17 protein-coding genes and 5 pseudogenes are annotated in these 13,586 nt (G+C 69.4%); 12 read left to right on the plus strand and 10 right to left on the minus strand.

Features of this window, described 5'->3' with window-relative positions; all coding sequences use genetic code 11:
• Positions 1-245: 245 nt before the first annotated feature.
• Together LP418_RS15725 and LP418_RS15730 are read left to right on the plus strand one after the other, a co-directional pair.
• Positions 246-1,025: a hypothetical protein gene (locus LP418_RS15725; RefSeq protein WP_257952778.1), complete on the plus strand. Its 780-nt coding sequence runs from the start codon at positions 246-248 to the stop codon at positions 1,023-1,025.
• Positions 973-1,428 carry a hypothetical protein gene (locus tag LP418_RS15730; protein ID WP_257952779.1) on the plus strand — a complete coding sequence of 152 codons (456 nt, stop codon included), beginning with the start codon at positions 973-975 and terminating at the stop codon, positions 1,426-1,428. The genes LP418_RS15725 and LP418_RS15730 overlap by 53 nt, the downstream gene beginning before the upstream one ends.
• 15 nt (positions 1,429-1,443) lie before the next feature.
• Here LP418_RS15730 and LP418_RS15735 read toward each other — a convergent pair whose 3' ends face one another.
• The 3 genes and pseudogenes from LP418_RS15735 to LP418_RS33590 form a co-directional block, all read right to left on the minus strand.
• The gene (locus tag LP418_RS15735) at positions 1,444-1,746 is read right to left on the minus strand and encodes a hypothetical protein (protein WP_257952780.1); all 303 of its coding nucleotides are present in this window, start codon (positions 1,744-1,746) and stop codon (positions 1,444-1,446) included.
• Positions 1,747-1,851: 105 nt separating this feature from the next.
• Positions 1,852-2,139: pseudogene (locus tag LP418_RS33585) on the minus strand (hypothetical protein); the annotation flags it as partial.
• Positions 2,140-2,236: 97 nt separating this feature from the next.
• Positions 2,237-2,605 (minus strand): annotated as a pseudogene (locus LP418_RS33590) (GNAT family N-acetyltransferase); the annotation flags it as partial.
• A gap of 104 nt (positions 2,606-2,709) precedes the next feature.
• Between LP418_RS33590 and LP418_RS15745 the strand changes: the two are divergent.
• Positions 2,710-3,186, plus strand: coding sequence for a hypothetical protein (locus tag LP418_RS15745; protein WP_257952782.1), 477 nt, complete (start codon positions 2,710-2,712; stop codon positions 3,184-3,186).
• A gap of 96 nt (positions 3,187-3,282) precedes the next feature.
• On the plus strand, positions 3,283-3,552 hold the full coding sequence (locus tag LP418_RS15750; RefSeq protein ID WP_257952783.1) for a hypothetical protein: 270 nt from the start codon (positions 3,283-3,285) through the stop codon (positions 3,550-3,552).
• On the opposite strand, the pseudogene LP418_RS15755 reads toward LP418_RS15750, so the two are convergent.
• Positions 3,533-4,899: pseudogene (locus tag LP418_RS15755) on the minus strand (DUF4032 domain-containing protein). The gene LP418_RS15750 and the pseudogene LP418_RS15755 sit on opposite strands and share 20 nt — an antisense overlap.
• Here LP418_RS15755 and LP418_RS15760 point away from each other — a divergent pair.
• From LP418_RS15760 to LP418_RS15790, 7 genes are all read left to right on the plus strand, one after another.
• On the plus strand, positions 4,898-5,626 hold the full coding sequence (locus LP418_RS15760) for an extracellular solute-binding protein (protein ID WP_257952784.1): 729 nt from the start codon (positions 4,898-4,900) through the stop codon (positions 5,624-5,626). The pseudogene LP418_RS15755 and the gene LP418_RS15760 sit on opposite strands and share 2 nt — an antisense overlap.
• On the plus strand, positions 5,523-6,023 hold the full coding sequence (locus tag LP418_RS15765) for an ABC transporter substrate-binding protein (RefSeq protein WP_257957062.1): 501 nt from the start codon (positions 5,523-5,525) through the stop codon (positions 6,021-6,023). Before LP418_RS15760 ends, LP418_RS15765 begins: the two co-directional genes overlap by 104 nt.
• A 115-nt stretch (positions 6,024-6,138) precedes the next feature.
• The gene (locus tag LP418_RS15770; RefSeq protein WP_257952785.1) at positions 6,139-6,753 is read left to right on the plus strand and encodes a hypothetical protein; all 615 of its coding nucleotides are present in this window, start codon (positions 6,139-6,141) and stop codon (positions 6,751-6,753) included.
• Positions 6,754-6,892: 139 nt separating this feature from the next.
• A complete protein-coding gene (locus tag LP418_RS15775; protein ID WP_257952786.1) occupies positions 6,893-7,690 on the plus strand; it encodes an ABC transporter permease in 798 nt (265 codons plus the stop codon).
• A complete protein-coding gene (locus LP418_RS15780) occupies positions 7,687-8,742 on the plus strand; it encodes an ABC transporter ATP-binding protein (RefSeq protein WP_257952787.1) in 1,056 nt (351 codons plus the stop codon). Before LP418_RS15775 ends, LP418_RS15780 begins: the two co-directional genes overlap by 4 nt.
• A 96-nt stretch (positions 8,743-8,838) precedes the next feature.
• Positions 8,839-9,243: a DUF6318 family protein gene (locus LP418_RS15785; protein WP_257952788.1), complete on the plus strand. Its 405-nt coding sequence runs from the start codon at positions 8,839-8,841 to the stop codon at positions 9,241-9,243.
• 477 nt (positions 9,244-9,720) lie between these two features.
• Complete coding sequence (locus LP418_RS15790; RefSeq protein WP_257952789.1) at positions 9,721-10,275, plus strand: hypothetical protein; 555 nt, start codon at positions 9,721-9,723, stop codon at positions 10,273-10,275.
• Between the two features lie 62 nt (positions 10,276-10,337).
• Here the strand turns inward: LP418_RS15790 and LP418_RS15795 are convergent, their stop codons facing one another.
• The 3 genes from LP418_RS15795 to LP418_RS15805 all read right to left on the minus strand — a co-directional run bounded on the left by LP418_RS15795 (position 10,338) and on the right by LP418_RS15805 (position 12,076).
• Positions 10,338-10,703 (minus strand): HNH endonuclease signature motif containing protein, encoded by a 366-nt coding sequence (locus LP418_RS15795; RefSeq protein ID WP_257952790.1) that lies wholly within the window; start codon positions 10,701-10,703, stop codon positions 10,338-10,340.
• On the minus strand, positions 10,633-11,703 hold the full coding sequence (locus tag LP418_RS15800; RefSeq protein WP_257952791.1) for a hypothetical protein: 1,071 nt from the start codon (positions 11,701-11,703) through the stop codon (positions 10,633-10,635). Before LP418_RS15800 ends, LP418_RS15795 begins: the two co-directional genes overlap by 71 nt.
• A 220-nt stretch (positions 11,704-11,923) precedes the next feature.
• Positions 11,924-12,076, minus strand: a complete 153-nt coding sequence (locus LP418_RS15805; protein ID WP_257952792.1) for a DUF1059 domain-containing protein — start codon at positions 12,074-12,076, stop codon at positions 11,924-11,926.
• Between the two features lie 80 nt (positions 12,077-12,156).
• On the opposite strand from LP418_RS15805, the gene LP418_RS15810 reads away from it, so the two are divergent.
• Positions 12,157-12,558, plus strand: coding sequence for a VOC family protein (locus tag LP418_RS15810; RefSeq protein ID WP_257952793.1), 402 nt, complete (start codon positions 12,157-12,159; stop codon positions 12,556-12,558).
• Here the strand turns inward: LP418_RS15810 and LP418_RS15815 are convergent.
• From LP418_RS15815 to LP418_RS33595, 3 genes and pseudogenes are all read right to left on the minus strand, one after another.
• Positions 12,555-12,734 (minus strand): hypothetical protein, encoded by a 180-nt coding sequence (locus LP418_RS15815; protein ID WP_257957265.1) that lies wholly within the window; start codon positions 12,732-12,734, stop codon positions 12,555-12,557. The genes LP418_RS15810 and LP418_RS15815 overlap by 4 nt on opposite strands.
• A gap of 222 nt (positions 12,735-12,956) precedes the next feature.
• Positions 12,957-13,106 (minus strand): annotated as a pseudogene (locus LP418_RS30985) (hypothetical protein); the annotation flags it as partial.
• A gap of 211 nt (positions 13,107-13,317) precedes the next feature.
• Positions 13,318-13,512: pseudogene (locus LP418_RS33595) on the minus strand (alpha-amylase family glycosyl hydrolase); the annotation flags it as partial.
• Between the last annotated feature and the right edge of the window lie 74 nt (positions 13,513-13,586).

The following is a 13,586-nucleotide window of genomic DNA, read 5'->3' on the forward strand; positions in this document are numbered from 1 at the left end:
GGCGTTCTTCCTCGGCGACAACCGCACCGTCGTCGTCGCGAGCCACGACGCGGTGGTCACCCCCGACCTTCGACGGCTACGTCGCACTGCGGACGGGTCCGCTCCTGCCCGACGTCCGACGACCCACGGGTGGGCCCATCGGCGTCGACCTGCTGCTCGGCAAGACCCAGAGCGGACTCCATCGAGGAGCTGTTCTGAGCGCCTACGCGTTCATCGCCGGCGAGCCCGACTCGCAGGTCGCCAAGGTGACCGACGCCGTGCGCGACATGGCCGTGTCCGCGGCCCTGCGCGGGATCGCGCTCGGCCCGGTGCCGCTGGCGACCCGGTGGCTGCTCGGCCCGCACCGGCGCGGCCAGCTCTTCCGCGGGGTCCGGACGCGCAAGGGAGTGCTCGGCGCCGTACTCCTGCTGTCGGTGCCGTTGCTCCTGTGGCAGCCCCGGTCGGCGGACGAGGACACCCAGGAAGCGCAGGGTGAGTGGGAGCCGCTCGAGACGTTCATGGCGGGCTATCCGGTGCCCGTCGAGGCGGCCGGGATCGAGATCCGCAACAGCCCGACCACGGTGCAGACGCAGCGCCTGATCCAGAGCGCCGTCGACACCTATGAGCAGAGCAAGGACTTCTACGACCGGGCCGCCGCCGAGGCCGAGTCGCTCGACGTGCGCGAGCCGGAGGACGACGAGACCGTTGCGCTGCTGGTCAGCGACCGCCACGACAACATCGGCATGGACCGCGTCGCCCGCGCGGTCGGGGACCGGGCCGGCGCGACGGTCGTGCTCGACGGTGGCGACGACACCTCGACAGGTCAGCCCCCGGGAGGCGTTCAGCCTCGACTCCCTCGACCGCGCGTTCGACGACCTCGACCGCTTCGCGGTGGCGGGCAACCACGACCACGGGCCGTTCGTCACGGACTATCTCAAGGACCTCGGGTGGACGATGCTCGGCGAGACGCCCGTCGAGGCGCCGTGGGGTGGGTTGCTGCTCGGGGTCGACGACCCGCGCTCGAGCGGGCTCGGCAACTGGCGTGACGAGACCGGGCTGAGCTTCACCGAGGTCGGCGAGCGGCTGGCCGATGTCGCCTGCGACGGCGACCGGATCTCGACGCTGCTCGTCCACGACGCCAACCTCGGTCGCGAGGCGCTGGACCGCGGCTGCGTCGACCTCGTCATCGGCGGGCACACACACGTCCAGTCCGGGCCCGACCCGGTGCTGGGGTCCAACGCTCGAGTGGGATACCGGTTCACCAACGGCACGACCGGCGGTGCGGCGTACGCCATCGCGATCGGCAGCAAGCCGCGCCGCGACGCCGACGTCGCGCTCGTGACCTACCGCGACGAGCGGCCGGTCGGCACGCAGTGGGTGCGGTTGCGGACCGACGGGGTCTTCGTGGTCGGGCCGTACGTCGAGCTGGCGCTGGACGACGAGGAGTGATCGCCCCCGGGGCGATCAGAAGTAGTCGCGGACGTGGAGCTGGCGCCCGTCGAGCAGCATGTCGAGGGCGGCGTCCCGGTCGACGGGTCCTGTGAGGAGCCCGGCCATCCGCAGATCGGCGCAGGACGCGGCGCCGGCATAGAACAGCGCCAGTCCGCGGGGCGCGAAGGTCGGCCCGCCACCGGTGCCCACGACGACCTCGCCCCGGGGTGTCAATGACCAGTCTCCATTGATCGTCCCGAGCAGGTCACCGGCGACGGAGAAGTCGATCGAGCGACTCGGCGCCGGGCCCGAGAAGGCACCTGCGACGTCGTGCACGCGCAGCATGTAGGGATGGCTGGAAACCACGTGCCAGCCGCCGAAGGGCAGCACCAGACGGGCGGAGTCGCGACCGGAGGTGAGCAGTCGGACGTGCCCAGCGACCGACGCGAACGACGCGAAGACCCGCCACAGGGCGAGGGTGGCGTCGCGGGTGAGGCCGACGAGATCGGCGATCTCGACGGTCGCGCTCGAGTCGTAACCGGTGCCGCGGTGCCACGTTGCGTAGCCGACGACCTGCCCGTCCGCCTCCGCGACGGTGACCCCGGTGAAGGCGCCGAGGAAGGCATCGGCGTCGGCGGGGAAGGATGCGCCCGTGCGGGTCAACGGCCCGTTCTGGGCGGCGGCCCACGTCGCGTAGGTGCGGCGGACGGCATCGAAGTCGGCGGCCACTGCGCGCCGTGACGGTCGTCGCCTCCGGCTTCGGCACCGACGCCGGGCGCGCGGTCGGGATCTCGACGGCGTCGTAGGAGGAGATGAGCTCGTAGCCGTAGCGCCGGTAGATGCCCGGTGCTGTCGGGAAGAGCGTCGAGATGACCTCGCCGCGCTCGCGCAGGCCCTCCTCGAGCACGGCCGTCATCAGGTCGTCGAGGAGCCCCGCTCCCCGGTGCTCAGCCGCGACCGCGACGCTCGCGATGCCGTTGGTCGCGACCTCGCGGCCGTGGAACCACGAGTGGTAGGTCCGCCCGGTCACCTTGGCGGCCAGCACGTTGCCGGCGAAGGTGCCCCAGTTGTGCCGCCCCGGCGGCGGGTAGTCCGACGGCGGCGGCGTCGGGAAGTCACCGAACGCCTCGCGGCTCAGGGCCGGGATCTGCGGGAGGTCGCCAGCCTCGAGCGGTCGCGGTGCGCTGCGCGTCATGGAAGGAGACTAGAGATCGCGAGCAACCCTCTGCCGGGGTCAGGCGTCATAGTGGGCAACACGGTGCACTTCTCGGCCACCGACCACCCGTTCAAGGAGATCCCATGACGCGTCGACTGCTCGCTCTCCCCGTGCTCCTCTGCCCGGCCGCCGCGGCGTTGGTGCCGACGACAGCAGGTGCCGAGTCGGCCGCCGAACGCGAGGTCTCCCGGGTGAACTACCCCGGGACCGGTATCCTCATCGCCCGTCAGAGCGGCGACCAGCGCAAGCTCGAGGGCACCTCCCGCAGCTTCAAGAAGTTCGTCAAGGCGCGCCTCGAGGTGCTCTTCGAGGACGCCGGCAGCAAGCCGCGCTGTGCCGCCTCGCCGACGGTGGTCGTCGACCGCTACCACTCCGGCGGGTTCGCGAGTGCAGGCGAGGGTTGGTACGGCAAGTGCCCCTCGGGCGGCTACGCGGTGATCTACGCGAAGGGCGACGACGGCTGGCAGGAGATCCTCGAAACCCGGGAGGCGCGCTTCTGCCGGGACCTCAGGTGGTGGGGTGTGCCCCCGTTACGTCGGCGGCCCCACGTGTCTGGCTGAGGACTTCAAGGAGATCGCATACCGCCCCGCGCGGCCACGGACAGCCCGACGGCCAGCGCACGACGGGCCTTCTCGGTCTTCGGTGGCGACCCGATCGTGCCCGCCGACGAGGTGCTGTCGCCGGCGGCGGAGGAACAGCTGGCCGCGGTGATCGCGCGCAAGGGCTACCTCACCCTCGACGCCTGCTTCCGCGCGGGAGACGAGGGTGAGCTGGCGTCCCACCTCGGCGATGCGCCCTACGGCTGCGCCGTCACGGCGACGTACAAGAGGGACGAACTGGAGTCGATCATGATGCGGATGAACGACGACTTCGTGGTCACGGAGCTCGTCACGTTCCGGGAGACCGCTAGTCGTCGGCCGTGGTGATCAGCTCGTTGGGCTTGGTGGCGAGCACGGTGTCGATGTAGTCGCGCGCCGTGTCGAAGATCCCGACCTCCTCATCCGACTTCTCGGAGAGGTACCACCGGTGCACGAGGATCTCGTGGAAGACCTCGGCGGGCTCGAGCTTGCCGCGGGCGTCGGGCGGGATCATCCGCATGATCGGCTCGTAGACCTCGGTCAGCCACTTGTTGGCGACCGGTGCTTGTCCTCGCGGCCCGGGTCGAAGTGTGCGGTGTAGGCCGCCGGGTCGTTCAGCAACCGCCGGGCCCGGGCGTCCTCGACGTTCATGCCGGTGAGTGACTGCAGCTCGCGACGGTGGTGACCGAGCTCGACGACCTTCGGCTGGATCCGCACCCGGTCGCCGTCGAAGTCGGTGACGATGTCGAGCTCGTCGACGTCGAAGCCGAGGTCGTTGAGGCGCTCGATCCGGCTCTCGATGCGCCACATCTCGGTCGCGCTGAACGCCTCCTCGTCCGTGAGCTCGGCCCACAGTGCGCCGTACTGCTCACGAAGTCGGGTGATGATCGCGAACCCGTCGACCTCGGTGCCGACGGCGCCGCTGGCTCGGAGGTCCATCAGCTCGGCGAAGATGTTCTCGGTGCCGATCGTGATGTCGTGCTCGCGCATCCGCTCGCTGACTCGGTCGTGGAGCTCGCCGGTCTCGGCGTCGACGAGATAGGCCGAGAAGCCGCCGGCGCTGCGCCGGAAGAGCACGTTGGACAGCGACACGTCGCCCCAGTAGAAGCCGGCGAGGTGGAGCCGGACCGGGAGCACGACGATCGCGTCGATCAGGCTCGGCAGGTTGTCCGCCGTCATGCCGTGCGCGAAGAGGCTGCGATAAGGGAGCGAGAAGCGCAGGTGCTCGGTGATCAACGTGGCCGGCAGCTCCTCACCGGCCCGGTCGACCCGCCCGGAGACCACACCTTGCGGAACGACCGCGGGCAGACCCTCGCGTTGGAGGTCGCGCAGCAGGCGGTATTCGCGGAACGCGATCGACTCCTGTGTCTCCTTGATCGCATACGTCCGGTCCTTGAGCCGCACGATGCGCACGATGTGGCGCGACAGGCCGCGCGGCAGCGGCACGACGTAGTCGTCGGTCCACTCGTCGAGCGGGGTCGACCACGGCAGGGTGACGATCGCCGGGTCGGGCCGGCTCGCGACGATGCGCAAGGCCATGGTGGGCAACCTACTCCCGGCGCGGCGCCCAACAACCTCCTCGGCTTCACGCACGAGCCATCGCGTGTTTCCGGATTGCGGGTCTAGTGTCCCTACTCTCAGCGCGGCCCGCCGCCCGGTCGGGTCGATCACCGTGTCGGAAGGTTTCATCTCCATGAAGCATGAACGTGTTCTGGCAGCGCTCGCCAGCGCTGCAACTGTGCTGGCCCCGGCAGCCTGCGCAGCCCCCGAGAAGGAGGTCGACACCACCACGGAGAGCGGCGTCGACGCTGCTGCGGCCACGTCGACCGAGGACTTCGGCGGCATGGACGAACTGGTCAAGGCCGCCCAGGAAGAGGGTGAGCTCAACGTCATCGCGCTGCCCCCGGACTGGGCCAACTACGGCGAGATGATCGCGACCTTCGAGGAGAAGTACGACATCGAGGTCAACTCCGACCAGCCCGACGGCGCCAGCCAGGACGAGATCAACGCCGCGAACGATCTCGCCGGCACGGACAAGGCCCCGGACGTCTTCGACCTCGGTCAGTCCGTGGCGCTCGCCAACACCGACATGTTCGCGCCCTACAAGGTCGAGACGTTCGACGAGATCCCGGCGGAGTTCAAGGACGCCAATGGCGCCCGGGTCAACGACTACGGCGGCTACATGTCGATCGGCTACGACTCGGCCAAGGTGCCCGACGTGACGTCGCTGGCAGACCTGCTCAAGCCCGAGTACAAGGGGGCCGTCGCGCTCAACGGCGACCCGACCCGGAGCCGGCGCGGCCTTCAGCGGCGTCATGATGGCTGCGATCGCCAACGGCGGCTCCGCCGACGACATCTCCGCCGGCGTGGACTTCTTCGGGGAGCTGAAGAAGGCCGGCAACTTCCTGCCCGTCGACCCTGACTCCGGGACGATCGAGTCCGGCGCGACGCCGGTCGTCATCGACTGGGACTACCCGGGTGCCGCGGCGGCTGCGAACGTGTCGACTCGGAAGACGGTGGTGCCCGAGGAAGCGGTCGTCGCCGGCTACTACTTTCAGGCGATCAACGCGGACGCGCCGCACCCCGCGGCCGCGCGCCTGTGGCAGGAGTTCCTCTACAGCGACGAGGGCCAGAACCTGTGGCTGGAAGGCGGCGCCCGACCCGTCCGTGGCGACGCCATGGCCGAGGCCGGCACCATCGACGCCGACCTGTGGGGCGCACTGCCCGAGGTGAGCGGGACGCCGGTCATCCCGACCGATCCCCAGACGACCAAGGCCGGCGAGTACCTCGCCAGCAACTGGTCGAAGGTCATCAGCTGAGCACGACCACTGCCGCCGCGCAGGTACCGGCCGACGGATCTCTGTCGGTCGGTACCTCGCGCTGCTGCTGTTCTTCGGTTTCCTCACGGTCTTCCTCCCGGTCCCGACCGTCACGGTGATCATCGGGGCGTTCCAGGACGGTGAGACCGGCGGCTTCACGATGGGCAACATCGAGGCGCTGCGTTCGCCGGCGGCGCTGGACACGTTGCGCAAGAGCGTCCTGCTGGCCGGCAGCACCGCCCTGCTCGGCGGTGTCCTCGGCGCGGTCCTGTCCTACCTCATCGTCTCGCTGGGGGAGCGGAGTGTGCTGCGTCGAGCCACGCTGTCGCTGGCGGGTGTGCTCGCCCAGTTCGGTGGCGTCACCCCGGCCTTCGCCCGGATCTCGCTGCTCGGCTTCTCAGGCCTGCTCACCGAGGCGCTCGGCGGCTGGGTCTACGGCTCCGGCTGGCTCTACGGCCTGAACGGCCTGATCGTGGTCTACACCTACTTCCAGGTGCCCCTGATGGTCATCGTCTTCACCCCCGCGATCGAGGGCCTTCGCCCGCAGCTCAGGGAGGCAGCCGTGAACCTCGGCGCAACCCCCTGCAGTACTGGCGGATGGTCGGGATCCCGCTGCTCACGCCGGCGTTCCTCGGGTCGGTGCTGCTGCTGTTCGCCAACGTGCGTGCGCGGCCTACGCCACGGCCGCCGTCCCGGTCAGCCGGGGGCAACCCGATCGTCCCGCTGCTGATCCGCTCGGCGCTGACCAGCGAGGTGTTGCTCGGCCAGCAGAACCTCGGGTTCGCCCTCGCCACCGAGATGATCGTGGTGGTGTCCATCGTGATGGGCCTCTACGCGCTCCTGCTACGCCGTACCTCGAAGTGGCTGCGATGAACACCGGCCGAGGTTTCCGCATCGTGCGGGGGGTGCTGCTCGCCCTGTTCGGTGTCTACTTCTTCCTGCCGCTGGTCTCGATGGCCAACTACAGCGTCCGGGGCAAGGGCCCGCTGGAGGGCGAGATCACCTTCCACTACTACGCCGAGCTCGTGCGCAACGAGGACCTGCGCAGCGCCATCATCTCCTCGCTGCTGCTCGCGGTGCTGACCGTCGTGCTGATGGTGGTCCTGCTCGTGCCGACGATGATCTGGGTGCGACTTCGGGTGCCCGGGGTCTCCCGGCTCGTGGAGTTCCTCTGCCTGCTGCCGTTGACCGTGCCACCGCTGGTGATCGTGGTCGGCATCTCCAACGTCTACACACGGGTGAACTACCTGCTCGGCGACTCGCCCCACGTGCTGGCTCTGGCCTACGTCATTCTTGTTCTGCCCTACTCCTACCGGTCCATCGACTCCGCCCTCCGGGCCATCGACGTGACCACGCTGGCCGAGGCCGCGCGGTCGCTGGGCGCCGGATGGCTCACGGTCATCACCCGGGTCGTGATGCCCAACATCGTCAGCGGCGTGCTGGGGGCGGCGTTCATCGCCATCGCGCTGGTGCTGGGTGAGTACGTCTTCGCGTCGCTGCTGCACTACGACACGATGCCCGTGGCGCTCGCCGCCATCTACAAGTCCGAGACCTCGACGGCGATCGCCGGCGCGTTCGCCTCGATCGTGCTCATCTCGCTGCTCCTGCTCGCCCTGTCGTACTTCAACCGCCACAAGTCCACCGACCTCGCAGGAGTGAGCGAATGACGAGCACGACAACCGAGACCGGGCTGGCCGTCGAGCTGACGGACCTGTCCCGGGTCTACGGCTCGGTCCGCGCGCTCGACGGGCTCACGCTGCACCTCGAGCCGGGAGAGCTGGTCGCGTTGCTCGGCCCGTCCGGCTGCGGCAAGACCACGGCCCTGCGCATCCTCGCTGGCTCGGACACCGCCACCTCCGGGACCGTGTCGGTGGGTGGGCGCGAGATCACGCGCGTGCCGGCGAACAAGCGCGACATGGGCATGGTGTTCCGGGCGTACAGCCTCTTCCCGCACCTCACGGTCGCCGACAACGTCGCCTTCGGCCTGCGCCTGCGAGGTTCCAGCGCGACGGCGCGACGGGCGCGGGCGCTGGAGATGCTCGAGCTCGTCGGCCCGGGCCAGCACGCCTCGCGCTATGCCGCCGAGCTCTCCGGTGGTCAGCAGCAGCGCGTCGCCCCGGCGCGTGCCCCGGCCATCGAACCGTCGGTGCTGCTGCTCGACGAGCCGCTGTCCGCGCTCGACGCGAAGGTGCGCGTCCAGCTGCGCGACGAGATCCGGCGGATCCAGCTGTCCGTGGGCACCACCACCCTCTTCGTCACGCACGACCGGGAGGAAGCCCTCGCCGTCGCCGACCGCGTCGGCGTCATGAACGCCGGTCGCCTCGAACAGATCGCGCCGCCCGCCGAGCTCTACGAGCGCCCCGCGACTCCCTTCGTCGCGTCCTTCGTCGGGCTGCACAACAAGCTCGCCGCAACCGTGTCCTCCGGCGTCGCATCCGTGCTGGGGGCCTCGGTCCCGACGGTCTCCGGCTCCATCTCGTCGGGGTCCGGCGTCGCGATGGTACGGCCGGAGTCGGTGTCCGTCTCTCCGTCCTCCGCGGGCAACGCATCCGTCGTGTCGGTCGGCTTCCTCGGCCCGATCTCTCGGGTACATCTCCTGACGGCCGGGGGTGAGCCGCTGATGGCGCAGCTTCCCTCCGCCCTCGCCGTCGGCCTCGCGCCCGACGACCGGGTGTCCGTGACGATCGCGCCGACCCCGGTGCTGGTTGTCCACAGCTGACCTGCTTGGCGTTGGCGGCTCGCAGATCAGCCGCCTATTCTCGGACCGGCGGTTTCATCGGGGGCCCGCCGTCCGGGTCTCGGGAAGGACCACTTCATGGTCGTACGCCGCCTGCTCGCCACCACCGTCACGGTGCCGCTGCTCCTCGTTGCCGCGTGCAACGGCGACGAGCCCACGCCGCAGACGCCCACACCCACGGCGTCGTCGTCGACGTCCACACCCACCCCGACGGTTGATCCGCTCGCGATCCCTGTCGAGGCGACGAAGCCGACCAAAGCGGGGGCCGAGGCGCTGATCCGGCACTTCTGGGACATGGTGAATCACCCGGTGGAGACGGGTGACGCAGCACCCGTGCGCAAGTTGTACGGCCGTGGCTGCGACTTCTGTGCTGCCGGGGTGGACTTCTACGAGTCAATTCTCAAGCAGGGCCACACCATCAAGGGTGGGCGTGAGTCGGTCGTCAGCATCAGCGCCGAGATGCTTGGTTCGCTCCGGGGGTGAGAAGGACGTCTACGCCGAAGTCACCATCGATTCGACGGCACAGGTGGAACGTGACGGGCAGGGCAAGGTCGTCAATAGGTTCCCCGGTGGATCCAGTGTGAAGGGATTCTTCCTCACTTTCCAGACCGGGCAATGGAGCATCACGAACGTAGAGGACCCGGAATCATGATCAGGTCTGCCCTGCGCACGCTGGTCGTCGTCTTTGCTTGCGCAGGTCTGACACTCCCGGTCGCTCCTCCGGCCATTGCATCAACTGTCACGTGTCCTGACGGCACGGTGTTCACCGTTGGGGCCACGGACAACGCCTTCACGATCAGGGCCTTGTGCGCCGATCACCAACAGCCGGTGCCGACGCCATCCGCCGAGCCGGCGACTGACACCACCTCGGAGTCCCAAGGCACGTGGGTCTACGACGGCCCTGTGTGCGACAACGCCGGGATCTGCGCCTCAACTCTCCTGTGTGCAGATGGCACGCCCATGACCAAGTACTACTTCTTGGGTGCAGACGGAGTTCGGGGCGCGACGAGAGTGATCTGTCCCGGCGACCCCGATGATCCGGGCCCTGCGATCACACCTCCCACGCCGGGCCAGATCTTCTCAGCCTTCAAGGAGGTGGCACCGACTGAGGCGACGCTGAGTGTCCAGCCGCCCGGCGGCCAGACCCCGGTCAACTTCGAGACCATCTTCTCGACGGTCGCGGAGCCGTTCAGCACTGGCAAGAAGGAGCTGACCAAGGGCTTCACGGTCCAGTTCGACGTCTACCCCACGGCCTTCACCCGGAAGTTCGGCGACGGAACTGAGCTCAGCACCGACTGGTCCGGCGAACCATGGGCCGAGGGCAAGGACGTCTCCGAGCTGATCAATCACGTCTACACCTCGACCAAGCCCGTGAAGGCGTCAGTGACCGTGACGTGGGGCGCCGACGTCCGGCTCAACGACGGCGCGCCGACCACGGTGGACGGCACGGTCAACGTGGGCTCGCCCGTCGTGCCGCTCGAGATCCTCGAGGCGAAGCCGAAGTTGGTCGAGTAGGGGCGCCCGGACGTGCCTGTGACGCCGCAGGGTGTTCGTCTGCGGGGTGTGGGGCGGTGTGGTCAGAGGTCGGGCGGGTGGCCGAGTGGTCGTGATCCGGTGTGGTCTCGGAGGTACTGATGCCCGTGGGGGCTGGTCCAGACGAACCTGCCCGGTTCGGTCATCGCGTAGGACCAGCGGCCCTTGGTCTTGAGGCGGTGATGTCGCCTGCACAACGCGGCGAGGTTGTCCGTGGACGTGGTGCCACCACGATCTGGTGCGTCGTGGTCGAACGGAACCACGTGGTCGAGGTCGCAGCGACGGGCGTTGCGTCCGCACCACGGGAACACGCAGGTCCGGTCGCGGGCGATGACGTGGTCACGGATCCGCTCGGTCGGGGTGTAGCCGGCGGTGGCGAGGCGTTGCCGGAGGTCGATGACGGGTTTCACGGTGATGGTGACGTCGGGGGCGCCCGCACCGGGCGGCGATCTGCTCTGCGGTGAGGACCCGGCCGCCGGCCTGCTCGAGGAACCCGGTCAGGCACTGGCCGCTGTTCGCGAGGTCCCAGCGGGTGATGGCGTCGGTGGAGAGGTGGGCGTGGAGGACGATCTGGGTGGTCAGGGCTGCCCGGGTTTCGACACGCTCCTCGCTGCGCTCGTCGCTGCTCAACCGGCGGCCGGGTTCGTCGAAGCCGAATGCGAGCTGGTGGCGGGCGAGGTCGCCGAGGGCGGTGGCCCGGCGCCCGTCCAACGTGTCGGTCGAGCCCAGTCGCAGTTGGTGGGCGGCACCGGCGGCAACGGCTTCGGCCGGAGCCGAGGGCGTCGGGGAGGTCGAGGTCGGCCTCGAGGTGCAGGGTGCCGTCGAAGGAGACCCGGTCGGTGTCGAAGGTGACGTGCCGCCGATCCGCCGCGTCCTCGGTCTCCTTGGCGAGTTGGTCGGGCATGAACCGGCCCGGGCGTGATCCACCAGCCGGCCCAGCTCGGTCGGGGTGAGCCTGTTGGCACACCACGCGGTCTGCTCGTCCACGAACCCGGCAGCTTCGGGGGTGAGGCCGACCGTGGTTTGTGCGATCCGCCGCGCCCGCCACGGTGTCACCACCCCGGCGAGGATCCCGGCCCAGAGCTGCGGGAGGCGGTAGCGCAGCTCGATCACGTCGGTCAGATACGACCCGACCGCGTCACAGGTCTGGCCGAGCATGGTCGCGATGTCGGGGATGGTGAACTCGTCGATCACCGGTGACCCGACGCCGGCGAGGGTCTTCGGGGACTGGAAGCACGCGTCGGGGCACGACGGGTCGAGGACGGGGTGCAGCGCCACCCAGTGCGCGGCGAGACGCATGGACCGGACCTCGGAGGATTGCCGGGCGTCCTGCTCGGCCCGCAGCGCAGCCAGCACTCCGGCCGGGGTGTCCGGCAGGGTGTCGGTGCTGCTGCGGGTGCTGGTCGCCATACGAAAACCCAACCAGAAGCCACCGACAATCAGCCCCCGAAAGCGACCGGATCGGGGGTCTGGGGAATAGGAATTTCGAAAAGTTTTCGGGGTTTCGTGACGGTCGCTTTGCGACCTCCTCAACCGCCGAGAGGAGGTCAGTCCTCGGGCAGTTCCTTGAACGCCTTCTTGATGCCGTTGTACCAGTCCATCGACCTCTTCGGGTGCCGCCAGCGGCCCTTCATCGCGTCGCGGGCCTCCCGTGCGTGGCGTCGCCGGCCTTCTCGGCCTCCTTGAGGTGACGGTCCCGGGCGTTGATGACGTCGTCGGCGCTCTCGCCGTGGTGCGCGAGCTCGCACGGGCCGCCGAGGTCGCTGCAGGTCATGGTCTTCATGGTCTTGTCCTTCGTTCGGAGTGGGGCTACACCTGCTTGACGAGCGCGGCGCAAGGAATGTGACAGCTAGGATTCGCCGGGTGCTGAGACTGACCGATTTCATCATCGACTGCCCGGACACGATGGAGCTGGCTGCCTTCTACTCGGCGGTGACAGGGCTCCCGGTCAAGGATGGCAGCACCGATTTCTGGGCCGGCATCAAGCTGGGCGAGATCGAGCTGGCCTTCATCCGGGTGGAGGACTACCGCGCCCCACAGTGGCCCGACGCCGACCACCCCAAGCAGTTCCACGTCGACTTCGAGGTCGACGACCTCGACGCCGAGCAGAGCCGCGTCCCGGCCCTCGGCGCGACCCTCATGCGCGACAACAGTGACGCCGACGGCTACGGCTTCCGCGTCTACGCCGACCCCATCGGGCACCCCTTCTGCCTGTGCCGAAACAAGGGAGTCACGTGGACGGACGGGAGTCCCGTCTGGGCCTAGATCGCCCAGATGTCCAGCCGTGGGCCGGACGACGCCGGGACGACAGAGCCGCCGACCGCCGGCACTCCGTCCTCGGTCCCGAGCAGATGGGATCCCAGCGTCAGCGGCAGTGGGAAGGACGGGCCCGCTGCGCGTCGAGCGACCACCAGCACCGAACCGTCGAGGTGCTCGCGCACGAAGGCGATCGTGTCGTCATCGACGTACGCCCAACGCTGTCCGCCGCGGCGCAGGGCGGCGTGGGTACGGCGAACACGCGCGAGCGCCGAATAGACCTCGAGCGTCTCGACGTCCCACTCGTTCGACAGCGACCACGGCATCGGCCGGCGTGAGTCCTCGCCGTTGACGCCCTCGAGGCCGAGCTCGTCGCCGGCGAACAGCATTGGCACGCCGGGCATGGTGAACTGCAGGCCCGCCGCGACCCGGTGCAACGAGGGAGACCCGACCACGGTGCGGATGCGGGCGGAGTCGTGGGAGCCGAGGATGTTCCAGCTCGACGTCGTGGCCTGCCAGCCGAGGGCGCCCTGCCGGGCGCGGAACGTCTCGACCACGGCCGGGCCGTTGCGACGAGCGACCCGGGAGCGGTCGCCCGAAGGCCCGCGCGGGCGTGGACTCCGAGCGGAGCCACGACCACACCGGCCACGAGAACCCCGAGTAGTTCATCGTGCCGTGCCAGCCGTCGCCGTCCACGTCGCCTGACGCGTCGTGGTTGTGCTCGCCGATGACGAGCGGGTCTTCTCGGAGCGACTCCGCTGTTCGGCGTACGGCGCGGGCGACCTCGTGTGCGACATCGAGTGCTCCGAGGCGGCCGGTCATGTTGGCGACGTCGATGCGCCAGCCGTCGACGTCGTAGGGCGGCCGCAGCCAGCGCCCGACGATCGAGTCGGGCCCCTCGACCATCGCCGCGCGCAGGTCGGGGTCGCCGTGGTTGACCTTGGGCAGCGTGCCGTGGCCCATCCAGTTGGCGTAGCCGCCGTCGCCGTCCGAAGTAGTAGTAGGTCCGGGTCGGGCTTTGCGGATCGTCCTTCGCA

Source organism: Nocardioides sp. B-3 (genome assembly GCF_024703895.1).
Lineage (GTDB): Bacteria > Actinomycetota > Actinomycetes > Propionibacteriales > Nocardioidaceae > Nocardioides.